Source organism: Embleya sp. NPDC001921 (assembly GCF_053594475.1).
Genome location: NZ_JBSFEO010000033.1, coordinates 46,508 through 70,599, shown reverse-complemented (window position 1 = coordinate 70,599; position 24,092 = coordinate 46,508). Strand labels below are relative to the sequence as shown.

Genomic DNA, 24,092 nt, shown 5'->3' with positions numbered 1-24,092 from the left:
GGTCATCAGGTCCCCACCCGGTCCCGTCGATCCCTCGGTCGAACGGCGACAGCCCTCCTCGCCGACCCGTGGGACCTTCCCCCGCACGCCCCCTGTGCGTGAATTCTGGGAGGAGCGTAAGCCGCGCGCGACGCCGAAATCCCGCGGATGCGGAAATCCACCGCCTACGAGAACGTGCACGGAGTGTGGTCGGTCTCGTCCTGTCGGGAAGATTGGCTACCCTCGCCTGCATGTCCGACGATCCGAGTCTCCGCGGACCAGCGTTGCGGGCAGCGCTGGTCGCGGAGGCCGTCATACCACTCCACGACCCGGTGCGACTGCTGAAAGGCGGCTTTCTGGCCGCTCCCTGTACCCATGAAGTCCTTTTTCTGGAGCCTGAGTTGCGGGTCGTCTCGCAGTTCCCCATCCCTGAAGACCGGACACATCGATATTCGTTGGCGGGCGGGGGTCTGCGGATCGACGTCAGTCCCGACCACCAATGGGTGGTCCTGGCGGGCACCGACCGCATGGTGGTGGTCGACCCGACGGGACAGGTGGCCTGGCGGACCGCCTACCCCGTCTTTCGCGACGCTGCCGGCGATACGGTGCCGGCCTGTGGGGTGTTCAGCCTCGACGGCTCCGAGTTGTGGGCCTTCGTACCGACTCTCGGCGCGTCCTCCGGCGAGGATTGGGTGGACGCCGAGCGATGGGTGGTCAGGACCTCGGACTGGCAGGTCACTGCCCGAGCCGAATCCCGCTACCGCGGGACCACCCACATCGCCGTCCATCCCGACGGGGAACAACTGGGGTATGCCGACTTGGACGGACACGGAGCCGACGGCAGTTGGACCACCTGGCAGGACAACGTCGAGAGCGCTCCCATCCGAGGCGACTGGATCCCGCTGGACGTATCCCCCGACGGCCACCGTTGGCTCGGTGTCATCTCGTACGACGTCGTCGTGGGCGACTTCACGGGCACCCGGATCGAACTGAACGAGGACGGTCGCTGGGACCACTGGAGGTTCAATTTTTGCGGCTGCTTCGTGACCCCGCTGCAAGTGCTCGTCGCGGTTTCCCACGACGACGGCAGAGAGCATCGGCATCTGCTCTTCCGCGCCGACACCCTGGAACAGGTGGGCCACGTTGCCTACCCCCCAGCGTTCCCGAGCGAGCAGGAGAATGGATTCGTGCTTGGCTACGGCGATGGCACCTGGCTTACCACGGACACGGAAGGAATTCGCCGCTGGGCATTCGTCGAGCCCACCGGCACCTGAACCCGGTTCTTGGAGCGGATTACGGAACGTGCCCGCCCGACGCGTCGATCGATCCGATGGTCTGATCACCCACTCTCTCGCGCCTGTGAGGTACGTGTCTGCCACGTGCTCCAGGAGGGCCTACCGCAGGCGAGCGCCCTGACGAACCGGAGTCGCGTTCGTGCGCGAACCGGCACGCTCGCGCAGCTCGCGCGGCGAATGTCCGGCGGCTTGGAGACGGGACCCTGCGGGCGCCCGTTCCGGTTCCGTTACAGCGGCAGGACCACCAGGGCGGTGTCGTCGGTGGCGCCGTCGGGTGGGAGGAGATCGGCGAGGAGGGCGTCGGCCAGGGATTCGGGGTCGAGGGTGCGGTGGCGGGCGAGTGCGAGGGCGAGGCGGGCGAGGGATGTGTCGATGTCCTCGTGGCGGCGCTCGATCAGGCCGTCGGTGTACAGGACCAGGGTCGCTCCGGTGGGGTAGTCGAGCCGGGCCTGGGGGCGGGGGAGGTGTTCGGGGTGGGCGCCGAGCGGGGGGTCGGTGGCCCGGTCGAGGAGGGTGACCGTTCCGTCCGGGGCGAGGAGGGCGGGAGGCAGGTGTCCCGCGCTGCTGTAGTGGAGGCTGCGGCACGCGGGGTCGACGGTCACGGCGACGGCGGTCGCCGATTCGGCGCCGGGCACCGAGCGCGCGTGCAGCCCGAGTGCCTCCAGGGCGTGGGCGGGTCCGTCGGCGATGCGCAGGGTCGCGGTGAGGGCGCTGCGCAGTTGCCCCATGACGGCGGCGGCCTCGAGGCCGTGTCCGACGACGTCGCCGACCGCGACGGCGGTGCGTCCCTGGGGCAGGTCGACCAGGTCGTACCAGTCGCCGCACACGTTCAGCGCGCCCTGCGCGGGGTGGTAGCGCACGGCCGCGGTGTGCGGACCGGCGTGCGGCGACGGCGCGGGCAGCATGGCGCTTTGCAGGACGAGGGCCACCTCGCGTTCGTGGGCGTAGGACCTGCGGAGGCGTTCGTTGACCTCTTGGAGCTCGCGGGCGCGGTTGTACAGTTCGGCCTCGATGAAGTCCGCGCGGCTCTCGGGGCAATCGCTTTTCGCGCGCAGGAGTTCGGTGACCTCCTCGACTCGGTGCAGCACCCAGCACGTTCGGCCGCGGGAGTCGAGGACGGGGGCGTTGAGGATGCTCCAGTACCGCTCGTCCCACACGCCGGGCTCGTCGGGGCGCTGTGTGTCGTAGCGCTGCACGGCCATCGTGTCGCGCTGCCCGGCCGCCGCCCGGCGCAGCGACGCGGCGAGGTTGCGCGTGCCGGTCGCGGACCCGTCGTGGGGGTTGTCGGGGAAGGCGTCGAAGATGTACCGGCCGATGATCTCCTCGTGTCCGCGCCCCGCCAGGCGCAGGTAAGCGGGGTTCGCCTCCGCGTAGATCAGCGCCGGCGTCAGCAGCGCCACGCCGGCAGGCAGCGCCTCGAACACCGCCCGGAAGTCCACCCGCCATGGGGGTTGCTCGTCATACACGGATATCTGCGCGCCCGAATCCGGATCGTCCGCGAATCGCGGGTCGGCCGTCGTCCCGAGCCCAGGCGCCGTGGACGGCCCAGGCGCGGTCGCCCCGGAACTACCGGCTGACCCGAGGACCGGAACAGTATCCGGGCGATTACGGTGGGGCATCTCTTGTGCCCGTGCCTGCCGGCGGGCCTGATTGTCCGACCGGTTGTCCGTGCTGCCGTCGACCTGATGGCCTGTGGATGTGCTCATGGCCACCACCCTTCGTCGGTGAAGAAGCCCCGAGCCCGTTTGCCATTCCACCGTACGCGTGCCGAACACCGCCACTTGTGCCATCGCGAACGGGCGGCCGCTTTCGGCGCGGGCCGCTGTCCGGACGCCCGGTGGGCACTCGCCTGTCGGAGCGGTGTCCGCCGGGAACAGAGTGGTCGCCCCGTGTTTGCCGCAGCGGTGCCGACTTCTACACCTTGCGTCTCCTCCTGCGCGGTGACGTCCCGCTTCCAGTCCTTCCTCCGCCTGGTCCGCCGGCGACGCGTCGGCATCGTGCTTGTGTGATGCCTGCGAGGTCGGCGGATGCGCCCCGGGTGCGTGGTGGCGATGGTGCCGCTTCGGTGTTCACGATCCGCCCGCACCGTGCCTACATCCAGGCCGCCGTCGCGAGCAATCGAGGGCCCGCGAATGGGCGGAACACCGTCCAGTACTCGGCCTGCCCGCTGAGCGGTGCCACAACTCTTGAATCGGCGGCAGCCAGCAGATCTTCATCCGAGGACGCAAGGATAATCTCGATGGTGTTTGCAATTTTGACCATCATACTCACATCTCCCGACTCGACGGACGCCACGACCACGGGCCAGAAGAAGCCTTCCGAAAGAATGCCGTAGGGGTTCACGGAGTCGCAGATTATTTCGTTTGCCAGATCTTCCCCGTTTTCCGCAGCCTCACGTTCGGCATCCCGCAAAAGGTGGGCCAGGTGGGGACGTGTCTCCGGAAGCGAGGCCCAGAGCCAGCGAAACAACCCACTGGAATCCAGGCTCGAATCCCGGTTCGACTTCGCGTCGTTTGTGATCATTCGGCGCCTCAAACTATTACGGGTGGGCGATTCTTGAAAATACTGCGGTCGTCAGCACTTCGAATGCATGAAGAATGAGGGCCGGTCGGTGTCGGCGGGAAGGGGCGATCAGCGCTCCAGGTCGGCCGTTCTTTCTCCGTGAGTCGTCCGCCCGGTCCTGTGCGATACAGCTTCGGCGAGCACATGTCCCTTATGGTCCCGCCCATCATCCGAGGAGGGCGATGAACGCGAAACCGAGCTCATCGGGGTCAGACCCAAAGCAGCTACGTCGGCGATGAGAGGTTCTCGAGCGTCGGAATCCGAGTCGGAGAGAACCCTCTTGATATCACCCATCAAACCCCTGTCCGAAGTCACGGATTCGAGTCTGGGCCGCTGGAATGACGCCTGGGAGAACTTCGACCCCGTGACGGACTGCATTTCAGGGAGAGCCTTGGCTGTATCGACGGCGTTCGCGACCGTCACCATCCGCTGGGGGTTGGCGCCGAGCCAGGCTGTTACGGCGCCCTTGGCGTCTGGGGTTTGGAGGGCGTCCATCAGCTCGCCGGCCTCTCGAAGCGCGATCGATCGGTCTTGATCCTTCAGGCCCGATTCCCATCGCAGTGCTTTACCGAGCCTTCCCAGGAGATCTGCGACGTCGACCGCATGATATGTCCCACGAAAACCTGTGGGTCGACCGTCATCCAGTTCCGCGCGAAGCGCGGAAGCAGCCTTTCCGTTACCGACCCATCGCTGTGCGCCGGGCTTGACATATATGTCCGCGAGGATTTGCCGCAACCTCTTGTTGTCGACAGCGGGCGGAGCTACCTGCTCTCCTTGTTGCCTGAGTGCGGAATCATCCGTACTCTCTTGTCGGCTCATACGCGGAATGATTCGCCGTCTATGGTGGTCGCGAAAAGAAGGGTCATCATCGGTCCATTCGTGCTGAGAATTCTACTTTATTATGCAATAGAAAAATGATCAAGGAATGCAAAAAGGCGTCTAGAAAACTTCACCAATGCGACTGTTTCGCTCACCGTGCGGCATCGGCCGCATTCCACGCGCTTGACCGTCGGGCCCGGCGCCGGAAGCCTCCTCCGCGCCACGGCCCTACCAACCCGGAGAAGGCCGGGCGGGAGTCGGCCCCGCCGAAGCGGCTCCTCCCCTGGCCTGGTCCGCGCGAGACTCGGCCCACCGGGCGACACCTCCCGCCTCATCCCGGAGCCGATGCCGCCGTGCCATGCCGTGAGGCAGGTTCCGTCGATGGGCCTCGCCAAGGCGCCCGACCCGCCAGGGACGACCGATGGCGAGGACGACTTGGCCCGGGCTCACGAACGCGCCACCCGGGGCGAGTCGTACCCGCCGGTTTGTCGGGTCAGGCGGGAGCGGCGTCGCCTCGTCGGTCGAGCATCGCGGCGGGCTCGGATGAGGGCTCCGATGCGGGCTCCTCCGCCGCCTCGCCGCGCCGAGCCGGGACGACGCCCGCGACGTGTATCGATCCCTGCCCGCGTCGCTGCGCACGGGCCCCCGGGGGAGACCGCCCGTGCCCGGGCACGACACGATCACCCTCCTGATCCACCTGGGCGCCGTGATCACCGCCAACCCGCACATCCGCGAGATCGACATCAACCCGGTACGGGTCACGGCCTCCGGCCTGCTCGCCCTGGACGCCGTCTTCCTCGCGAAGTAGCAAGCGGATTCCCGATTCCGCGTCCATCCCCGCAGCGCGGGATCGGGCGACGCCGCTCGTCTTCAGGGCGGACGGTGGTACAGGACGATGCCGAGGAAGCGGACGGCTCGACCGTTGGACCAGGCACACGGAACGCCCGGCGACCGAGCCCGTGATCGCAACACGAGCGCCATGAGGTGATCGACTGGTTGGCCGGAGTTTCCCAGATCCTCATGATGTGACCCCCTGAATTCGTCGGCCACCCGGACTCCTCGAAGGACGCGGGAATGCTCGCGACACGACAGATGGCCTTCGGCGGTACCGTTCCGGACCTGTGTCCCTCATATCCGGCTTCGCGCGTCTCCGCGCCGCGCTGCACTCCGACGCGGTCGGCGGTTCCCTGCTGATCGCCGCCGCACTGTTCGCACTGGTCTGGGCGAACTCACCCCTTTCCGCCGCCTACGAATCCCTGCGTACCTTCCACATCGGACCTCGAATCCTGCACCTGGACATGCCCGTGCACGCGTGGGCGGGCGACGGACTGCTGGCGGTGTTCTTCTTCATCGTCGGCAACGAGCTGAAACGAGACCTCGTCCACGGTGAACTTCGCGACCCACGCCGTGCCGCCCTGCCGATCGTGGCCGCCCTCGGCGGCGTCCTGGTCCCCGTCCTGATCTTCCTGGCCGTGAACGCCGGCACCGGTGGTGAGGCGGGCGGAGGATGGGGCATCCCGATGGCCACCGACATCGCCTTCGCCGTCGCCGTCCTCGCGGTGATCGGCAGGCATCTCCCCGCCCCGCTGCGGACGTTCCTGCTCACCCTGGCCACCGTGGACGACGTGTGCGCGGTCATCGTCATCGCCGTCGCCTATACGGGCGACCTATCCCTCACGGCGCTTGCCCTCGCCGCTCTCGGTCTGGCCACGTTCGGCCATCTGCAGAACGGGTCTGGTAGAGCGGTGACCCGGGTGCGGTCGGCGGTACCGGGGCCGTTGCTGTTCGGACCCCTTGCCCTGATCGTCTGGGCGCTGGTACACGCCTCCGGGGTCCACGCCACGATCGCCGGCGTCGCGATGGGCCTGCTCATGCGCACCACCACCCGTTCCGGCGAGAGGGTCAGCCCCTCACATCGGACGGACGAGGTGCTGCGGCCGGTTGCGTCCGGGCTGGCTTTGCCCGTGTTCGCGCTCATGTCCGCGGGCGTCTCGCTGTCCGGAGCGGGGGGTTTCTGGACCAGTACGATCACCTGGGGCGTCCTGGCGGGCCTGATCGGAGGCAAGCTCCTGGGCATCCTCGGCGGTACCTGGCTGACGGCCCGCTTCACCTCCGCCCACCTCAACCCCCAACTCGGCTGGGCCGACATCGCCGGGGTGGGCATCCTGGGCGGGATCGGCTTCACCGTCTCGCATCTGGTCGCCGAACTCTCCTACACCGAACCCGCCCATCTCACCGACGCAAAGGGCGCCGTCCTGCTCGCATCCGCCATCGCGTCGTCGCTCGCGGCCGTCGTCTTCGGTGCCCGCAGCCGTCACCACCGACGTCTCGCCGAATCCGCGCTCCGGGAGACGGATCCGCGGTGAACGCCATCGCGTCGCCACGGTCGTTGCCAGGACTGCCTGCGTCACCTTCCGTGGACGTCGTTTCGACGTGAGTTCGGGAGTCACGTGAGGCACCGAAGCAGGATCGGTGTCAATGTGAATTGATGTCACTCGGTCGCGATGCTCCCCGGGCCGGGGCTCTGCTCTTCCGGCGTGCGGTCATCGTGTCATGTGCCCGCCGCAGGTCGGTCGGACATGTAGGCGTGCCTGCCTCTTCGCGGATGGGGCAGGCTGTTGTTTGTGGGACTGGGTGAGGGGAGCCGGCCTCGTCACCCGGCACAGGCCAAGCTGACTTTGTGTGTCCATATGCAACCCTGGCCGGGTGGATGATTGGTTCGGCCCAACCGACGAGAACAGCGTTGGACGGGTGGCATGAACAACGACAATGGCACCGATGTGCGCGCCTTCCAGGCGGCGGCGGACAACGCGGGTATCGACAGCGATCGCTATGCCATGGCCCGGACTACTGCCCCTTCTGAATCAGGCTCTTCTCCGGATGACGGGCGGGTTCGCCCGTGAACCACTTCGGCGGCCCCGACGGTGGCCTCGACCTGACCAACGGCGGCACCGAGGTCTTCGTCGAGGTCATGATGCTCGCGGTCAGCCTGCTTGCCCGGGAACCGTGCGAGTACCGGTTCGCTGCTTTGATGGCCGCGCAGGACCAGAACATGGTGGGGCGCGGCTGCGTCGGCTTCGATCTGGACGAGATCGCCTGGGGGAGTACGGCCGAAGGGCAGGCTGAGGTCAGGGGCTTCATCCTGCGCACGATCGACCTCGCGGCGCGGGAACACCGCTGGGACGAGCTGGGGTATGAGCCGCCTTACGTCCACGGTTACTTGCGTCGGTTCCGGGTCATGGTCAAGGCGTTCGACCCCGTCCGCGGCGGACGTGACCCCGAACGCGCCGCCGGGCCCGACGACAACGCGCTGGCGATGTGCGTCCGACACCGCGTGCTCGCGCTCGCGGACTGGGGCGGCTACTGCGCGTTCTGCACACGCTGACCCCGCGACGGCCACACGGCGCCTTGCCCATTTGTCGCAGCGCGCACCGGTCACGATGACCTTCCACGCTCGCTCTCGATCCTCCGTTGATCCCGGCGTAGGCCCGCTGACCTGAGCGTCGACACCTGCCGCAGTAATACCCCGCTGAGGTTTGCCCGGCTTGAGCTTTGGTGTGGGCGAGACGGTACGAATCCGTGCCGGTCTGGATGATCGCGCCGCTGAAGGTGAGCCGGTCGACGATGGCAGCGCAGAGCCGCGGGTCGGTGAACGTCTTCGTCCAACCGCTGAAGGACTCGTTGGAGGCGATGGCGACGCTGTTCTTCTCTTCGCGTTCGGTCAGTACCTGGAACAGCAGTTCGGCTCTGCGGCAGTCGAGTTCCATGTATCCGAGTACGACAACCGCAGCGAGAACAGATAGGCCCGGGTCACGGTGCCGGGGCCGGGCTGCACGACCTGGACTTCCCCGAAGTCCACCTCCGCCTCCGCCCCGGGCAGATGCGTCTGCGGCACGAACAGCGCCTGCGGCCCCAGACCGGCCTTCCGCCCGGCCTTCCGCCGCACCTCCGGCCGCCGGACTTTCACCTAGGCGCGGACCCTGGCGTAAGAGATTTCGTCAGCGTTGTGCTCGTCCGCCAGACGGTCGAAGATCCGCTGAGCTGTGTGCCGCTGCTTCGGTGGCGCGTCCAGGTCTGCGCGGAGCATCCCGTCGATCAGCGGTTTGTCCGGGTCCAGCCGGGTCTCCCTACGCCGCGGTGGCTTCCGCTCACCTGGCCACTGCCCGTCCAGCGCTCGCCGGACCGTCCGCCAGGTGACGTTGTACTTGCGCCGCAAAGCCCGCTGGGACAAACCGATTTGGCGATGGTCGCGCCGGATCGCGGCGTACAGGTCGACCTTCGACTGCGACTTTCCCATCCGGCCTCCCGCGGCAGATGCACAGTCCACCGTCCCACCGCAAGGCTCCGGGTGACGTCAAAAAACAAACAGACACCGCAAACTCGGTCGGAACCCGACTCCCACCGACGCATCAGAACGACCCCCCTTCAGCAACAAAGCCACCAGGGCCGCGATGAGCATCCGCACCTTGACGCTTTCGGGCCATGGCGACGGCATTTTCCTATGACTGCCATGAGGCGTCCGGGAGTCTGAGCAACACCCGAGCCGATGGCGGTCCGGGGCTCGTCCGGAAGGCCGACGAGTACGTGCGTGCGAGCCCAGTCCCCGATGCGAAAGTGACGAAGTCGAACATGCGAGACACGCTGGACCGAGTCGGCGGCTCGCGGGGCGAGGCGGCACACTCCGTTGGATTCGTGATCGACCCAGCGTTCCAACAGGACCACCTGGCAACCTACTTCGCGCGAACCGACCGTCGAGGATGGAGGCCGCGCCAGGCAGGCGCAGACCCTGCCGTGCTGATGATCGATCGTGGACTTCCCTGGGCGCGTTCCCTCCTCGGGCCACTATCCGCGGCGGAGAGAGTCCATCGGTTGGCCTTGCCCACACTGGCTACCTCCCTGTCCGCCTGGCTCCATTCGCCAACCCCGGCTCACCGGGTGCTGGGGATCCACCGCAACACCCTCGCCAACCGCGTTCGCCTGCTCGGCAACCTCCTTGGAGTCGACACGACGAACCTGGGCGCCAGGGCGACCCTTTCGCTGGCCCTTCGCATCCACAACGCGTCCCACGAGCCCGGTCGTGCTCCCGTGGCGATGGCACCCGGCCTGCCCAGCGAACTCGTGGCTCTGCCCTCCGTGCGGGCCTGGGCGCGCACGCGACTGCGCCCACTCTCACAACTGCCTTTCGAAACCGGGATCCATACCCTCGCGACGTGGATCGAGAGCAGTGCTCGAAATGCTCCTGCCGCATCGGCCCTCGGCGTCGGCGAGGCAGGTCTGCGCAAGAGGATCAAGCGCATGGAGGACGTGCTCGGACAGCCGATCTCCACCGATCCGTTGGCCAGATTCGACATCTGGCTGGCATTTCGGGCGTGCGCGCTGCCCCACAAGGCTCGTGGCGTCGGGTAACTCCGGCCCTGCCCATGGCCGCTACACCGCGCGTGAGCACACGGCGCTCCCGCAGGTGTCGGAAATGCGGGCTCAGGCCCGGGCTCAGGCCTGCATTTCGGGTGCGGTGCCGATCCACGGCCCGCCCGCTGCTCCCGCTGGAATCCGCCGCCGTCGTGAGGTGTTGGGACGGAGGGCGAGGTGTCGGCTCTGTCGGGCTCGTGGAACGGCGGGTCGGCCACCTCGGTTTTTTGTGTACCACCAACGGACTCAAGGGGATTCGATGGCGGATTCGGTAGGCGGCTACCCATCGGGTGCGGGGCCGGCGGGGCGTGTCCCACCGGAAGAGGAACTGCTCGAGATCGTCGAAGGCGGGCGGATGGGCGTCCTGTCGGTGATCAAGACCGATGGCCGACCGCATCTCTCCAACGTGGCCTACGTCTGGGATCCCGCCGAGCGCGTCGCGCGAATCTCCACCGTCGCCGGTCGCGCCAAGGTACGGCTGCTGCGCGAAGACCCGCGCTGCTCGCTCCACGTCGGCGAGACGCCGCTACGGTACGCCGTCGCCGAGGCCGAGGCCGAAATCTCCTCGGTCAGCCTTACACGCGGTGACCCGACCGGGCTGGAACTATTGGGTATGAGCCCTGAGTTCGACACGCTCGAGTCCCGGGTCGCGTTTCTCGACCAGATGGTCAAGGATCGCCGCCTGGTACTCCGCCTGCACGTCTCCCGCCTCTACGGCCTCTCCATCGATCTTTCCTGATTGCGAGGCTCGCCCGGGAGCCGGCGTTCGCCGAGCCCGGCGGACGCCGGCCACCGGCTCACGGTCGGCCGGTGTGGGGCGGGAGGCCGAAATGGCCCGGCAGCCGGTGAAGATGTGGTGCAACCGAGACCCTCTCGCGTTGTCACGGAAGCCATCTCGTCTCGGTGACGCAGCGGAGACTCGCCGACGGTCAGCGAGGCGTCCGGCGCATGATCCAGATGGGCAGTGGCTCGGTCACGGTTGCCGAGATTTCCCATCCGGCGCGACGGTAGACCTCGACGTTGGCGGGGTTGCCGGTCTCGAGTACCGCCGGCAGGTCGTCCTCGGCGGCGCGTCGCAATCCGGCTTTCATGACGGTGTGGCCCCAACGCCGCCCGGCGTGTTCGGGGTGGGTACCCAGGACGCCGAGATACCAGAAGGGTTCGGTCGGCAGCGCGTTGTGCACGGCCCCGTCGTAAGCGTGGACCCGGGCGAGCGCGTCGTCCGGGAGCGGGGAGTGCCACGATTCACTCGACGGGTCGTCGTCGGTGGCGGGGGGTTCCCAGATCGCGACGGAGGAGCCGTGCCCAACCGTCCAGATCGTCTTCTTGTGCACCCGTTTATCGAACAGACGACCGAAGAAGGTCGCGGCGTGAGCCGGATAGTTCTTGTCGGGGAAGAGATAGCGCAGAACCGGGTCGTCGGTGAACGCGGCGACCAGCGAGGCTATGACCTGTGTACGCTCCGCCGGAGTGGCGATGGTGATCTCGGGTTCAGTCACAACATCGGACGATAGCCCAGACCCCTGAGCCCGACGCGGCCGTCGACGGGTGAAATCGAACGCAGCGATCGCGCTTGGCACGTTCCCGCACGCCCAAGGCCCGACGAGACGACAGGGGCGCCCCGAGAAGTCGATCGATGACCCGCGGTGGCGAGCAGCCCCCGCTGTTGTTCGACGTCTCGGCACACGTAGCGAAGCCGCAGCCCTCGCGCCCGGATGATGGTTGTCGGCGTCGCGTCGAGGTCGGCGCTCGGATGAGGCGGCGTCATACTCCTCGCGACGGGTGAGTACCTCGTCCATGTGCGTCTCCGCCCAGTCCTTGATGCCGTGCATGAGTTGGTGGAGCGAGAAGCCGAGGTTGGTCAGCTCGTCCGTGGCTGTGACCGGCACCGTCGGCGTCACCGTGCGGGTGACCAGGCCGTCGACCGATTCCTTCATCCGGACACTCGCACCGCCCCCACCGGCACCAGAGGTGGGAGGCACGCCTCATCCGATTGAATGCGTGGAAACGTCCTGGATCGCCGCCGGGTAGGCGCCGCCCTCGGCTTGGCCGACATGTTCGCGCGGGACGGCGTTGATCCCTCGTAATCGGATGAAACGTGACGACTCGGTGACGATGCGCCGACGTTGCCGGGCGTCGCGTTCTTCCTAGAGCACCTTCAGTTGCTCCACCCACACTGGTCAGGCTTTTGACAGTCCAACCGATTTCCGTTCGATCAGTAGCCGTGGTTCGAGCGTGAACAGTACGGCGAAGTTCGGTGACCGGCGATCCCACGTTCGGCGCACTTCGCGGCAGTCGTCATGCATCGAGCGGAGACAGGGGTGTACGCGGTCGTGGTGTCGACCCATGGCCTCCCGGGGGGAACATTGCGACTGCATCGCTGCATTTTTCCGATCTCCTTCATTCTCCTGGCTTCTTGTCTGTCGTTGTTGTCCGCGACGGTTCTCCCTGCGGAATATCAAGCCTTTGTACAATGGAGTTCGACGAATCTGATCAATCTGCGGAACCATCCCATGGAATCACTGCTGACCTCGTGTCTGATTCTGGGAAGGTCAAGACCCTGGATCCCCGTCCTGCTGCTGTCGTCGCTCTTTCCACTTTCCTTACGATTCGGAAATATCCGAGCACTGGTCATCGTTTTTTCGGCGCATATGGTGGCCACGTTCTTGAGCCAAGGGATCTTGGCCGTGCGAATCGCTGGCGACAAGGCGCCGGCCGCCTTGGCTTCGATGGACGACTATGGGACGTCCTATGTATACGTGGCAGCCTTGGCCGCAGTCATTCTGTACGGGCGGGTGCTGTTCTGGCGATTTGCCGCCTTATCCTGCCTGTGCGTCAAAGCAGAATATCTTCTGCACGGGATCGATACTCTCGAGGTCGAGCCCGTTGGCCATTCGGCAAGTTTCGCCACTGCGGCGATCCTGGGAAGGATTTTCGCCAGAACGGAAACGGGGTCCTCCGAGGGCACCCGAACGTCGGACCGGGTCACGGAACGGCCCCCACAATCATCAGTGTCTACCTTTCTTCGATGGAGCGCGGCCCGCCTGCCGCGCTACGGTCGCCGTGACGCCGACGTAACCAAGCCCCCGTCGGCGGCTCATCACGACACCGCCGATCCCAGTGACCACAAGGAAAGCGCCATGAGTCGGCGCACCTATGCCGATCAAATCGAAGTCGCAGCCACCCCTGCGGCGATTTTTCGGATCTACTCCGACGTTGAGAACTGGTCCCGGTGGGATCGCGCTGTTCATCGTTCAGCCGTCGACAGGTTCGAGACCGGAGGGCGTGGGTTTCTCAAATCTAGGAACGGGCCGAAATCGAGAATGGAGATACTCGAGGTCGTCGACGGGGTGTCGTTCACGACAAAATTCAGGCTGCCGCTGTGTCGCCTGTGGCTGAAGTACGAACTTCGACCCGCAGGCGACGGTAAGACGCTTGTTGTCCATAGCGTGGCGTTCTACGGAACGCTGGCGCCGGCATTCGCGCGATTGTTCGAGCGTGAAGTTCGCAAGGATTTGTCTGCCGGGCTCAGTCGAATCAAGTCCATCACTGAGAACGAGGCCGTCGGGGCGTGAGCCCTGCATCCCGCTCGGGGCGGATGTGCCGGCAGTGGTCGGCAGACGCGATTTCGCGAACGCCGACCGCGCGTTCACGGCGCCGAGCGCAATTCGAGGGGCCGTGTCGGGGCGATGTTTGCCTGCCCACATCGTGTGACATCGGCTCGCCGAGGTGGTCGCGGGTGCCCGCTCCGAAGCCGGCCCCGGCACGGTCGCGGTCGCTCGCCGCCCGGGCTCGACGGCTACGACTTCGATGTCTTCGCCGACGATTCGAGCCGTCACCGGTCGCGACGAACCAACAGGACCGAGGGAAGTCACCGGGAGAGAGCGTGCACCTTGGCGCTCCGGGTGCACCAAGTGATAGCTGACACCTCGAACAGACACGGCCCTGTCAACCTGCAGTTCGACTCGCGGTTGCCCCACCCCCGGATCTCCAACAGTTCCCCCTGGTTGGTGTGGGTGGCGTCCAACGGGAACGCGAACCCGACGCCGGCGGCGCCCGCTCCCTCGTCGAGTACCCCGTTGAGGAACCGGTTCGGGTACTGGTGGCTGACGAGCCGAGCGTCCGCACCGAAATGGACTTGTCCTCCGCCAAGTGGGCCCCGATGAGCACTGGCCCGGGCGGCAGCGGAGGCAAATCGATGGTGCTTCTGCCAGACTTGCCCGCAATCTCATGAAGTAGCGCTTCATTACGCATCGGCATCATGTTCGTCACGTTCTCAAGCGGACGCATGCCCGACCATGAATTCGGCGACGACCTGAGCGGCGGTCCATCGGCATCGATTCGTGTGCCACGACGGGTCGGGCCGCCGAGCTACGGCGGACCCGCGGTCCACTGACGCGCACGGCGCCTATTTCCAAGACAGGTGCGCTCGAACGGATTTGAATGAGATCCGAAACCGGAGCCCGTCGGTGATTGCCTCAAGGCGTCGACGTTCGAAGGCGGACATGCGATGGGTGCCCGCGTGTGCCGGCCACGATCCGTATGGCGTTCCTCGAGCGATTCCGCCGGAGAGATCAGCGAGCCCGGTCTTGTAGGCGCTTCTCCCGGAGCAGACATGAAACGGAACAGGTGACATGACAGTTCGGGTTGGCGACAGCGCTGACGTATCTCGGGATCGTCGGACGCGTGTGCAAGGTGAACCCGTCGACCACTACCCGCCTGTCCCTCCGGAGGCCGTGCGCGGAACGTTGCGCCGGATCACCACCGCGGGGGAGGAGATACTGCGTCGCCGGTGTCGCGAGGTCGTCGAGTTCGGCACGTCGGACCTGTCCCGACTGATCGACGACATGTTCGCCACGAACCGTGTTGCGGAGGGCGTGGGACTGGCCGCGAATCAGGTCGACGTGGACATGCAAGTGTTCGTGTGGGACATCACCGATGAGTGGGGCGTGCGGCATGTCGGGCACGTCGCCAATCCCGTCCTGGAGGATGTTCCGGTAGGGCAGCGCACACTGGTCGACGCGCCGAAAGAGGGATGTCTATCGGTACCGGGAGCGGGGCATCGAGCGGTGCCACGCTTGGACCGCGTTGTCATGCGAGGGCGTGACAAGGACGGCGCATCGCTCGTGATCGACGCTCGGGGTTATCTCGCGCGGTGCGTGCAACACGAGATCGACCATCTGCACGGCCATCTGTATGTGGATCGCCTCCCGGCGCGGGAACGCAAGGCCGCACTGCGCGAGATGGACGGGTCGCAGCACGAGGTCTTCGCCCGGCGCGCCGCCTTGGCCGAGCAGTTGGGCAAGTAGGACTCCGTCGCTTTGCTGGTCGAGGCGGGCTGGGCAGCGCGTTGACTGTGGCCGGTTGTGTGCGGGGCGGGAACGACGACTGGCCTGCCTTCCGAGGACTTTTTGCTACCGAGTGCCGCCACCGGACTGTGGTTGCTAGGCTGGTGGCATGACGGTGATGACGCTGCGAATCCCGGATGACCTGGACGCCTCGATCCGTGCCGGTGCGGCGGCGGCGGGCTTGTCCTTGAATGCGTACATCGTCCGAGCCGCCCGCAGGCAAGCCGTCCTGGACGCCGCCCGACACCTGGCCGAGCTCGGCTTGGGTGAGGATCTGTGCGACGAGGGCGACAGCCTGTGAGGCGAGGCGAGATCTGGACTCTCGGCGACGGCCGCGACGTCCTGATCGTCTCCCTTGACGGCCTCGAACAGGCCTATGCGGCGCTCCTGGCGATCGTGCTGCATCCTGCGGGGCGCTACCCGGATACGGCGATGTCCGTCGTCGTCGAGGATCCCTTGCCGTGCACGGCAGTGGCGGTCAACCTCCAACAACTGCGCACCACCCGCTTCGACGATGCGAAGCTCGTCGGTGCCGTCGACCCCGCGGTGATGGAACGCGTCGACCAGGCCCTGCGCGCGGTCCTGGACCTGTAAGCGGTCCTGGACCTGTAAGGCGACGCCCGGCGCACATTCCCACGTCCCGCCGGACGGTGCGCCGGATACGGCCGATCGGCCACGAGCCCACGCGAGAGGTGGAGCACTCGATACCACCGGCTGTGACGGAGTCATCCGTCGCCCTGACCTCGCCCGCTTCGGGAGGTGTCGCGGATTGACGAACCGGGCCGTGGGGCGCCGCATGTTGCAGCCGCCGTGACGGACCCCGTCCGCCGTCTTCTCGGTACGAGGTGGGTCGCCCGGGACGCCACAGTCCCGTTCGCGAGCGCCGGTAGAGGAACGTGCTCAACCTCGTCGGAGTTGCCTCACGAGGAGGAAGGCCACCGGGAAGTTCGGGATTCTTCGGACATGCATCCGCCACCAGGACGACGCCGCTCCCTTGCCCAACACCAGAACGCCGTTCTCGACGTCGGCACGGTGGATTTCATGCCACATAGCGGTGCCCTTGGGCGTGGTGACGCTGTTCCGGTCCATGACGAGTTGGCCGAATCGGAGCTGCTCTCCCCGGGCGAGCGCGTTCCGTGCGATGGGGAACTGCGTTTCCACCAGCCCCTGTTGCAGCAACCCCGCCCATTGTTCGGGGTGTTCGTAGAACCCCGTGAGCTTGAGCAGGGAGCCGTCCGCACGCGAGAGTCTGTAGGTGTGGAAGGTGCCGGTGTGGGAGCCGTCGACCTGTTGGGAGACCACGTCGGCGAACACCGTCACCGAGTCGTACCGGAAGGTGTCGGTGGGTCCTTCCTCGCCGGCGACGACGATGCCGCGTTCGAAGAAGTGAAGCCGCTTCGCCGCCTGTCTGCGGGAGAAGTTGGGGGTGTGTGTCAGGATCCGCCACAGCAGGAGGAGCCCCGGCACCACCAGCATCGCCATGCCGATGAGGACGCCGGTGAACATCAGGACCAAGAGGGCGTTGCCGACGCGTTTCGGCGTGAACGTCCGCCGATGCGCACCGAGTTGCTGCGATGAAGCCGCGGCGGCAATCTCGGGGGAAAGCAATCCGGAAGGAGCGGCTGAGCCGTATGCAGACATGAAGGATTTCGGGTCGAGGCACAGGGGATGAGGATCATGCGCCGGGCCTTCCCATGATCCGTGCGTCGAGCATAGAGCCCATGGTCGGACGGTCGTGCGGTCCCCACCACGTCTGGCCCCGTCGCGACACGTGCGGATAGCCGCATTCCGGTCGGCTGCGTCGTTTGGACCGCCCCAAGTGAGCGTGTGGGAGCGGCGTCGGCACTGGTAGAGTCCCGGGTCGTTCGGTGCCGGCCCTGCGTCTGTGGGGATGTTCCCTCGGCCTCGGCATCCAGGATGGGTGGCCTGTAGTCGGCCCCGCATGTGCGGGGATGCTCCCTCGAACGCGAAATCGCTGCGAGTCGTGGTTGCGTCGGCCCCGCGTGTGCGGGGATGTTCCCTGGTACGGCTGCGTGAGATGGCTGGAAGCCAGGTTGGCCCCGCGCTTGCGGGGATGGTCCCGGTCGACAATCGGCCGGGCCGTTCAACAGTCGCCCTCGGCCGGTGGGAAACCGCCTTCCGGCACGCCCGGCAGGCGCCGCCCGAGACGGTGACCCGGGTCGGCGACGCTGCTGCGCAGGCGCTCTCTCGTCGCGTCGGCGAGGCGAGTGAAGCGGGCTTCGTTCATGCGAGACACATGCTTGGGCAATCCTCGCCGGGGATTTCCGAGGCCGAGGAAGGTTGTCGCGTTCCGCCTATTCCTCCTCACGGATTGCGGCAGGCTTTTCCCGAAACTTCTTTCGAACGGGAACAGTTCGGCGGTCCTTCCCATGCCCACTTTCAACCTGCTCGACGAACCCTGGCTCACGCTGCGCCCCCTGAGCGGCGGAACTCCCCAGGTTCACACCGGCCGTCAGGCCCTGATCCGAGCGGCGGACTACGCCGGACTCGTGGTGGAGCAGCCCACTCACACTCCCGCCCTGCTCCGGCAGTTCTTCCTGCCCATCGTGTGGGCGGCCCTAGGTCCGCCCCGAGACCGCGACGACTGGCTCCGACGCTTTCGGGAGGGGCATTTCACCGACGAAGCGTCGAGCGATCTGGCCGAGTATCTCCGCGAGCACCACGACCGGTTCGACCTGTTCCATGCCGAGCACCCGTTCGCGCAGGTCGCGGGGCTGCGCACAGCCAAAGACGAGACGAAGGGCGCGGCCTTGCTCGTTGCCACGGCCGCCACCGGGAACAACGTGCCCCTGTTCGCGTCGCGGACCGAGGGCGACCCTCTCCCACTCACCCCGGCCGAGGCCGCGCACTGGCTGCTCCACACGCACTGCTGGGACACCGCCGCGATCAAGACCGGCGTGGTCGGCGACGACAAGGTCCGGGCCGGCAAGACCACGGGGAATCCGACCGGGCCCCTTGGTCGACTCGGGGTCGTCACCCCCCTCGGGCGTACCTTGTACGACACCATCCTGCTCAACCTGCCCCACCGCACGGGACGAACCCCCGACGACGAACCGCAGTGGGCACGGGACGCGGGGCCCGAATGGAACGAGCGGGCGGCCAAGGGTCTGCTGGACCTGTGGACGTGGCAGTCGCGACGCATCCGCCTCGTCCCCGAGGAAACCCCGAAGGGCCCGCGCGTCACTCGGGTCGTGATCGCCGCAGGCGATCGCCTCGGGGAGATCCCGGACTACGAACCCCACACCACGTGGTCGCTTCCCCCGGTCGGGAGAAAACCCGAGGGTCCGGCGGTCCGCAGACCTCGCCGGCACCAACCCGGCAAGGCCGCCTGGCGGAGCCTCGACGTCCTCCTCGAAAGCACTCGACATCGAGACGTCGAGGACGGGAAGGAGGCGGCCGGCTACGCCACCAGCGTCCTCCTCGACCAACTCCGCGACGTGGCACGTTATATGCCCGCCGGCTACCCGATCCGGTTGGAGATGACCGGCATCTCGTACGGCACCCAGTCCGCGGTCGTCGACGACGTCCTATTCGACACGATTCCCCTGCCGCTGACCGCCCTGCCTTCCGACGGCCCCACACACAAGGCGCTCTTGGACGCCGTCGACCAGGCCGAGGAGCTGGCCCGCGGCCTGAACCACCTCTCGGGCGACCTGCGCAGGGCCGCGGGCGCCGAACCGATCCCCTGGGACAAGGGCCAACGCCCCGGGGAATCCCTCCTGCACGCCCTCGACCCCGCCATTCGACGACTCCTGCGGAGTTTGCGCGACGCGGGGGAGGAGCCCGACCGGGTCGAACAGCGGATCCTCACGTGGGAGCAACTCGCCTGGCGACACGCGGGCGAGATGGCCGACCAGGTCGTGTCCGCCGCCACACCCGCTGTGTTTGCAGGGCGCACGATCACCGACAGGACCACCACGGGTCGCAATCGCGCGTATCGGCTCGCCACCGCTGACGACCATTGGCACCACCACCTGCGGCGCACCCTCGCCCGCGCCGCCGACACGGCGGCCCGCGAAGCCGCCGAGAGACCCGAGGCAGCCGTGAAGCCCACGGAGGAAACCACGATGCCTGACGCCGAACAGCGCGAGCGGTACTGGGACACCCGGATCGGCGTCGACGGCCGCTGGCGCGTCGACCACGCGACCGGGTACGTCGGGCCGCCGCCCGGCGCGGACCTCGCGGCGATGCGTACCGGCCTCGGGCCGCCGCCCGGGGAGGCATGGGAAGTGTGGGCCTTCTGCGTATCCGAGGTCGACGAACGCCTCGCCCACCAGGACCGCATGTCCCCGGAACAGCGGGCGGAGCATGCCGCGTTGGCCCTGTTCGGGCTGCATCAGCAGGCGCAGTCGACACCGATGCACAAGGCCGGCGTACGTCCGGGCCAAGCCCTGCGCGCGCTGCGGACCTCCCGGAGGTTCAACGAACGGGCGGTCGACCGACGCGTGGACGCAGCCGCGACCGCGGCGGGGCCCGAGGCGCTGCGCGTCCATCTCCGTGGCCTGGTCACCCAACTGCGCACCGCGGGCCAACCGCTCGACTACAACGCCCTGTTGGAGGACCTGCGCGAGTTCGAACTTCCCGACGGTCGACGGCGGGTCCGCCGACGCTGGGGGCGCGACTACTACGGCCGGAAAGCGGGCGCGGAACCCAAGCCTTGAACACCGGCGCCGGCCTCGACCAACCGGCACCCGCCCGCACCCGATCCGAATCCCGGAGCAACCGATGACCCTCGCCCGCACGTACGTCGACGTTCACATCCTGCAGACCGTTCCGCCCGCCAACCTCAACCGCGACGACCAGGGCAACCCCAAGGAGGCCTACTTCGGCGGCGTCCGCCGCGCCCGCGTGTCGTCCCAGGCGTGGAAACGCGCGACCCGCATGGAGTTCGCCTCCCACCAGCCCGAGGGCGGGCGGGGCACCCGCACCAAGCGCATCGCCGCAGAGCTCGCGCACCGTCTGGGCCGCACCGGAGTGGACGCCGAACAGGCACAGCGACTCGCGACCGCACTGCTCACCCCACTGGGCGTCAAACCCGGCAAGAAGGCCGGCGACACCGCCTACCTGCTGTTCTACGGCCACCGCCAGGTCGAGGACATCGTCGACCTGGTCGCCGACGACGCCAAGGCTCTCGTCGCGCTCGACGACGCGGCCCTGGTCGCGGCGGTGAAGAACCTGCCGGTCGCCGACCGCCTCCGCAGCGGGCACCCCATGGACGTGGCCCTGTTCGGCCGCATGGTCGCCGACATCCCCTCCCTCAACGTCGACGCCGCCACCCAGGTCGCGCACGCCCTGTCCACCCACGCCGTCGAACTCGAATTCGACTACTACACGGCCGTCGACGACCAGAACACGGCCGACGAAACCGGCGTGGGCATGATCGGCACCGTCGGCTTCAACTCCGCCACCCTCTACCGCTACGCCACCCTCGGCCTCCACCAACTCGAGGCCAACCTCGGCGACCCCGACGCCGCGATCGAGGCTGTCGGGCTGTTCGTCCAGGACTTCGCACGGGCCGTGCCCTCCGGGCACCAGAACACGTTCGCCCACCGCACCCTGCCCAGCCTCGTTGTCGTGGCGATCCGCGGAGACCAACCCGTCAACCTCGTCTCCGCGTTCGAGGAACCCGTCCCGGGCACAGACGGCATCGCCGCCGAGTCCGCCCTCCGCCTCGCCGACGAATACACCCGCATCAGCGAGAACTGGCAGGCCGCCGACCACGTGAGGGTCTGCCACACGTTTGCCCCCGAATCCACTGCCGGTGTCCGTCTGGCCGAAGTCTTCGGCGACGGACACGCATTCCCGAAACTGCTCGCCGAATTGACCGGCCGACTCGAGGCGAGGAACGCCCGGTGACCGCCGACCGCCGGGTGCTGTTGCTGCGCCTTGCCGGGCCGATGCAGTCCTGGGGCGACCGCAGCGCCTTCAACCGCCGCGAGACCCGCCCCGAACCCACCAAATCCGGAATCGTCGGCCTGCTCGCCGCAGCCGCCGGGCGGCCACGCGAGGCGGACATCACCGATCTCGCCGGGCTTCGAGTGGGCGTGCGGGTGGATCGGGCGGGATCTCTTCTGCGTGATTACCACATCGTCAGCGACTACCGCGGGCAACCGCTGCCCCAGGCGGGGGTGACGGCCAAGGGTGTCCAGAAGCTCACTTCGCCGGTCAAGCACACCCACGTCACACAACGCTTCTATCTCCAGGACGCCGCGTTTCTCGCGGGCGTCGAAGGTCCCACCGAACTGATCACCACACTCGATCGGGTCGTCTCGAAGCCGGCCTTCCCCCTGGCTCTCGGCCGCCGGTCGTGCGTACCCACACACCCGATCACCCTCGGCGTCAGGGACACGACCCTCGAGGAGGCACTCCGAAGCGAGAAGTGGCAGGTCGGCGAATACACCCGCAAACGCCACACCCAGGGCGGAAGACCGCTCCCCACCCACCTGTCGGCGACCTTCGAGGACCCGGCAGGCGACGACGTGGCCCACGACCAACCCCTCTCCTTCCACCCGCTACGCCGTGCCTACACCAGCCGACGCATCCGCCAGGAATGGATCCCGATGCCCACCGACCCGGACACCGCCGAACCGGCGGCCGACGAGAACACGGGCCACGACCCCTTCGCACTCCTGGACCGGTGACCCCATGCCCTACCTGTCCCGCGTCCGCATCAACCCGCTGCGGGGAGAGAGCCGCGCCCTCCTGGCGAACCCGCGAGCGATGCGCGGCGCGGTCATGGGCGGCGTCGCCGACCGACCCATGGACGAGCGCGTCCTGTGGAGACTCGACACGGACAATCCGCGACGACCCACGCTGTTCGTCCTCACCGAGTCGAAACCAGACTGGACCCACATCGTGGAACGCGCCGGTTGGCCCGACGCGGACGGCGAACACGCCGTCGTCCGCGACTACGCACCCTTGCTCGCCCGGATCGCGGCCGGCCGCGAATTCGCCTTTCGCGTCACCGCGAACCCGGTTCAGAACACGAGCACCCCACAGGCGCCCACCACGGCCCAGGAAGGACGTCGATCCGAGACCGGCTCTCGATCGTTTCGGATGGGGCACCGCACCGCTCATCACCAACTGAAATGGTTCCTTGAGCGCTGCGCACGCTGGGGATTCGCCATCCCGGAATCACGAACCGACCCCGTTGCCCCCGGGCTCGAACCGTTGGAAGAGAACCAAGCGGGACACGACGTACGCATTGCGGGCCGGCGACGGCAGTCGTTCGGCAAAGCCGGCCGAGGCGAGCCACCCGTCGTCCTGACGACCGCCACCTTCGAAGGAAGGCTCCGCGTCACCGACGCCGACCTGTTCACCGCACGCCTCCTCGGCGGCCTCGGCCCGGGAAAGGCCTACGGCTGCGGTTTGTTGACCTTGGCCGCCACCCGACAGGACGACTGATGACACGGAGCGCTCCATGCGTGGGCGCCGATCGCCGCAGCCGTCCAGGCAGGATCGCATCGCCGCCCGGCGGCCCCGCTTCGAGCGCATTGCGTTTCGGCGTCGATGCCGTCGCGGCCGACACCGGAGTGTTTGCCTTCCGTGTGTTACTCGGTGGCCTGCGGGAGGTGGGTCTTGACGTCCTCGTACGTGGCCTCACCGCCCGAGTCGGCTCGGGCGTAGATGAGGTGGAGCACGCCGGTCGCGAACGCGCGGGACGAGAGCAGTCGCAGCGGGATCGGGGTGTCGGCCTCGTCGAACAGGCGCATGCCCGAGCGCAGGGCGATCGGGTGTACGAACAGGTGCAGTTCGTCGAGCAGGTGGGCGTCCAGGAGCTGGCGGACGATGGAGACCGAGCCGCTCATGGAGATGTCCCCGCCCGCTTCCTTGCGCAGGGCGGTGACGGCGTCGACGAATTCGCCGTCGAGTTGCTCGGAGTTGCGCCAGGTGAAGTCGAGCTTCCGCTTGGACACCACGATCTTGCGAGCATCGCCGAACATGCGTGCGAAGCCTGCGTCGTCGCCGCCGGCCGCCTCCCGGTCCGGCCACGCGCCGGCAAAGATTTCGTAGGTCTTGCGACCGAACAGCAGAGTGTCGGCCGAATTGGCGATGGCGGCGGCCATCTCGTCGTCGTAGTACGGGAAGTGCCACGTTTCCGGCGCCTCCACGACTCCGTCGAGCGAGATGAACAGGCCGGCGGTGATCTTCCTCATGACGTTCCTCCTGGCGAGTGGCGGACGCTCCGCTTCGTTCGACTGCGTGAGTCGGTCGAACTCATCGGTGCCCGAGGAGCAGGAACTCCGGATCCCCTTGGTCGAGGAGCGGCTCCGGCAACCCGATGGAATCTTGGCATTTGGGAGAAAGGTTCACATTTACCGCCTTTCCTGACAAGAGTCTCGAAGATCAGGCTCCGAAAGGGCGTCGACCCTGTCCGCCCGCAGGGTGGTGTGTGCCCACGGCGACGGAAGTCCTCGTGTGGACCGGCAGGCGAGGTCGGGTCGCTTCCCGCAACGCGTCAGGACAGTGGGAGGGGCGGCTTCGTGGTGGGCGGCTGCACTGGTAGCGCTCCGTCGCCCCGGGGAGTCGCGTATCCAGGGCGGTACGGCCCGGTCCGGGTGATCGTGGCACGCGGACTGTGGGGCCCGGATGGATAAACACGCCGTCTTCGCAGGCATTGGTCGGGGCGCGATGTCGGACAGCCGGCGGCGGCGACGGT

General features: G+C 67.4%; 22 protein-coding genes and 2 pseudogenes. 15 read left to right on the top strand and 9 right to left on the bottom strand.

What is annotated here, in order from left to right; all coding sequences use genetic code 11:
• The first annotated feature begins 230 nt into the window (after nt 1–230).
• The gene (locus tag ACWCPW_RS32865; protein ID WP_449765200.1) at nt 231–1,253 is read left to right on the top strand and encodes a hypothetical protein; all 1,023 of its coding nucleotides are present in this window, start codon (nt 231–233) and stop codon (nt 1,251–1,253) included.
• 248 nt (nt 1,254–1,501) lie between these two features.
• Here ACWCPW_RS32865 and ACWCPW_RS32860 read toward each other — a convergent pair whose 3' ends face one another.
• From ACWCPW_RS32860 to ACWCPW_RS32850, 3 genes are all read right to left on the bottom strand, one after another.
• On the bottom strand, nt 1,502–2,740 hold the full coding sequence (locus tag ACWCPW_RS32860; protein WP_449765199.1) for a PP2C family protein-serine/threonine phosphatase: 1,239 nt from the start codon (nt 2,738–2,740) through the stop codon (nt 1,502–1,504).
• A 625-nt stretch (nt 2,741–3,365) separates the two neighbouring features.
• Nucleotides 3,366–3,797: a hypothetical protein gene (locus ACWCPW_RS32855; protein ID WP_449765198.1), complete on the bottom strand. Its 432-nt coding sequence runs from the start codon at nt 3,795–3,797 to the stop codon at nt 3,366–3,368.
• A gap of 108 nt (nt 3,798–3,905) precedes the next feature.
• The gene (locus ACWCPW_RS32850; RefSeq protein WP_449765197.1) at nt 3,906–4,655 is read right to left on the bottom strand and encodes a hypothetical protein; all 750 of its coding nucleotides are present in this window, start codon (nt 4,653–4,655) and stop codon (nt 3,906–3,908) included.
• 589 nt (nt 4,656–5,244) lie between these two features.
• Here ACWCPW_RS32850 and ACWCPW_RS32845 point away from each other — a divergent pair.
• The 4 genes and pseudogenes from ACWCPW_RS32845 to ACWCPW_RS32830 form a co-directional block, all read left to right on the top strand.
• Nucleotides 5,245–5,463, top strand: a pseudogene (locus ACWCPW_RS32845) (acetate--CoA ligase family protein); the annotation flags it as partial.
• A 313-nt stretch (nt 5,464–5,776) separates the two neighbouring features.
• Complete coding sequence (gene nhaA, locus ACWCPW_RS32840; RefSeq protein ID WP_449765196.1) at nt 5,777–7,021, top strand: Na+/H+ antiporter NhaA; 1,245 nt, start codon at nt 5,777–5,779, stop codon at nt 7,019–7,021.
• A 390-nt stretch (nt 7,022–7,411) separates the two neighbouring features.
• Nucleotides 7,412–7,558: a hypothetical protein gene (locus ACWCPW_RS32835; protein ID WP_449765195.1), complete on the top strand. Its 147-nt coding sequence runs from the start codon at nt 7,412–7,414 to the stop codon at nt 7,556–7,558.
• The gene (locus ACWCPW_RS32830) at nt 7,555–8,040 is read left to right on the top strand and encodes a hypothetical protein (protein WP_449765194.1); all 486 of its coding nucleotides are present in this window, start codon (nt 7,555–7,557) and stop codon (nt 8,038–8,040) included. Before ACWCPW_RS32835 ends, ACWCPW_RS32830 begins: the two co-directional genes overlap by 4 nt.
• Before the next feature lie 160 nt (nt 8,041–8,200).
• Here the strand turns inward: ACWCPW_RS32830 and ACWCPW_RS32825 are convergent.
• The 3 genes and pseudogenes from ACWCPW_RS32825 to ACWCPW_RS32815 all read right to left on the bottom strand — a co-directional run.
• Nucleotides 8,201–8,431: pseudogene (locus tag ACWCPW_RS32825) on the bottom strand (ATP-binding protein); the annotation flags it as partial.
• On the bottom strand, nt 8,377–8,622 hold the full coding sequence (locus ACWCPW_RS32820; RefSeq protein ID WP_449765193.1) for a hypothetical protein: 246 nt from the start codon (nt 8,620–8,622) through the stop codon (nt 8,377–8,379). The gene ACWCPW_RS32820 and the pseudogene ACWCPW_RS32825, both read right to left, overlap by 55 nt.
• A complete protein-coding gene (locus tag ACWCPW_RS32815) occupies nt 8,623–8,952 on the bottom strand; it encodes a hypothetical protein (protein WP_449765192.1) in 330 nt (109 codons plus the stop codon).
• A 185-nt stretch (nt 8,953–9,137) separates the two neighbouring features.
• Here ACWCPW_RS32815 and ACWCPW_RS32810 point away from each other — a divergent pair, with 185 nt between their 5' ends.
• Together ACWCPW_RS32810 and ACWCPW_RS32805 are read left to right on the top strand one after the other, a co-directional pair.
• Entirely contained in the window at nt 9,138–10,061 is a 924-nt protein-coding gene (locus ACWCPW_RS32810; RefSeq protein ID WP_449765191.1) for a helix-turn-helix domain-containing protein, read from the top strand.
• Nucleotides 10,062–10,323: 262 nt separating this feature from the next.
• Entirely contained in the window at nt 10,324–10,803 is a 480-nt protein-coding gene (locus ACWCPW_RS32805) for a pyridoxamine 5'-phosphate oxidase family protein (protein ID WP_449765190.1), read from the top strand.
• 190 nt (nt 10,804–10,993) lie between these two features.
• Here the strand turns inward: ACWCPW_RS32805 and ACWCPW_RS32800 are convergent, their stop codons facing one another.
• Nucleotides 10,994–12,001: a GNAT family N-acetyltransferase gene (locus ACWCPW_RS32800; RefSeq protein WP_449765189.1), complete on the bottom strand. Its 1,008-nt coding sequence runs from the start codon at nt 11,999–12,001 to the stop codon at nt 10,994–10,996.
• A gap of 363 nt (nt 12,002–12,364) precedes the next feature.
• On the opposite strand from ACWCPW_RS32800, the gene ACWCPW_RS32795 reads away from it, so the two are divergent.
• The 4 genes from ACWCPW_RS32795 to ACWCPW_RS32780 all read left to right on the top strand — a co-directional run bounded on the left by ACWCPW_RS32795 (nt 12,365) and on the right by ACWCPW_RS32780 (nt 16,006).
• On the top strand, nt 12,365–13,639 hold the full coding sequence (locus ACWCPW_RS32795) for a rhomboid-like protein (RefSeq protein ID WP_449765188.1): 1,275 nt from the start codon (nt 12,365–12,367) through the stop codon (nt 13,637–13,639).
• A gap of 1,059 nt (nt 13,640–14,698) precedes the next feature.
• Nucleotides 14,699–15,373 carry a peptide deformylase gene (gene def / locus ACWCPW_RS32790; RefSeq protein WP_449765187.1) on the top strand — a complete coding sequence of 225 codons (675 nt, stop codon included), beginning with the start codon at nt 14,699–14,701 and terminating at the stop codon, nt 15,371–15,373.
• A 148-nt stretch (nt 15,374–15,521) separates the two neighbouring features.
• A complete protein-coding gene (locus ACWCPW_RS32785; RefSeq protein WP_449765186.1) occupies nt 15,522–15,713 on the top strand; it encodes a toxin-antitoxin system HicB family antitoxin in 192 nt (63 codons plus the stop codon).
• Nucleotides 15,710–16,006 (top strand): hypothetical protein, encoded by a 297-nt coding sequence (locus ACWCPW_RS32780; RefSeq protein WP_449765185.1) that lies wholly within the window; start codon nt 15,710–15,712, stop codon nt 16,004–16,006. Before ACWCPW_RS32785 ends, ACWCPW_RS32780 begins: the two co-directional genes overlap by 4 nt.
• 306 nt (nt 16,007–16,312) lie before the next feature.
• Here the strand turns inward: ACWCPW_RS32780 and ACWCPW_RS32775 are convergent, their stop codons facing one another.
• On the bottom strand, nt 16,313–17,053 hold the full coding sequence (locus ACWCPW_RS32775; protein ID WP_449765184.1) for a DUF6585 family protein: 741 nt from the start codon (nt 17,051–17,053) through the stop codon (nt 16,313–16,315).
• Nucleotides 17,054–17,802: 749 nt separating this feature from the next.
• On the opposite strand from ACWCPW_RS32775, the gene casA reads away from it, so the two are divergent.
• From casA to cas6e, 4 genes are all read left to right on the top strand, one after another.
• Nucleotides 17,803–20,094 (top strand): type I-E CRISPR-associated protein Cse1/CasA, encoded by a 2,292-nt coding sequence (gene casA, locus ACWCPW_RS32770; RefSeq protein WP_449765183.1) that lies wholly within the window; start codon nt 17,803–17,805, stop codon nt 20,092–20,094.
• Nucleotides 20,095–20,158: 64 nt separating this feature from the next.
• The gene (cas7e, locus tag ACWCPW_RS32765; protein ID WP_449765182.1) at nt 20,159–21,289 is read left to right on the top strand and encodes a type I-E CRISPR-associated protein Cas7/Cse4/CasC; all 1,131 of its coding nucleotides are present in this window, start codon (nt 20,159–20,161) and stop codon (nt 21,287–21,289) included.
• A gap of 41 nt (nt 21,290–21,330) precedes the next feature.
• Nucleotides 21,331–22,074 (top strand): type I-E CRISPR-associated protein Cas5/CasD, encoded by a 744-nt coding sequence (gene cas5e / locus ACWCPW_RS32760; RefSeq protein ID WP_449765246.1) that lies wholly within the window; start codon nt 21,331–21,333, stop codon nt 22,072–22,074.
• Between the two features lie 4 nt (nt 22,075–22,078).
• Nucleotides 22,079–22,837, top strand: a complete 759-nt coding sequence (gene cas6e / locus ACWCPW_RS32755; RefSeq protein WP_449765181.1) for a type I-E CRISPR-associated protein Cas6/Cse3/CasE — start codon at nt 22,079–22,081, stop codon at nt 22,835–22,837.
• A 146-nt stretch (nt 22,838–22,983) separates the two neighbouring features.
• Here cas6e and ACWCPW_RS32750 read toward each other — a convergent pair whose 3' ends face one another.
• Complete coding sequence (locus ACWCPW_RS32750) at nt 22,984–23,589, bottom strand: dihydrofolate reductase family protein (RefSeq protein WP_449765180.1); 606 nt, start codon at nt 23,587–23,589, stop codon at nt 22,984–22,986.
• Nucleotides 23,590–24,092 lie beyond the last annotated feature (503 nt).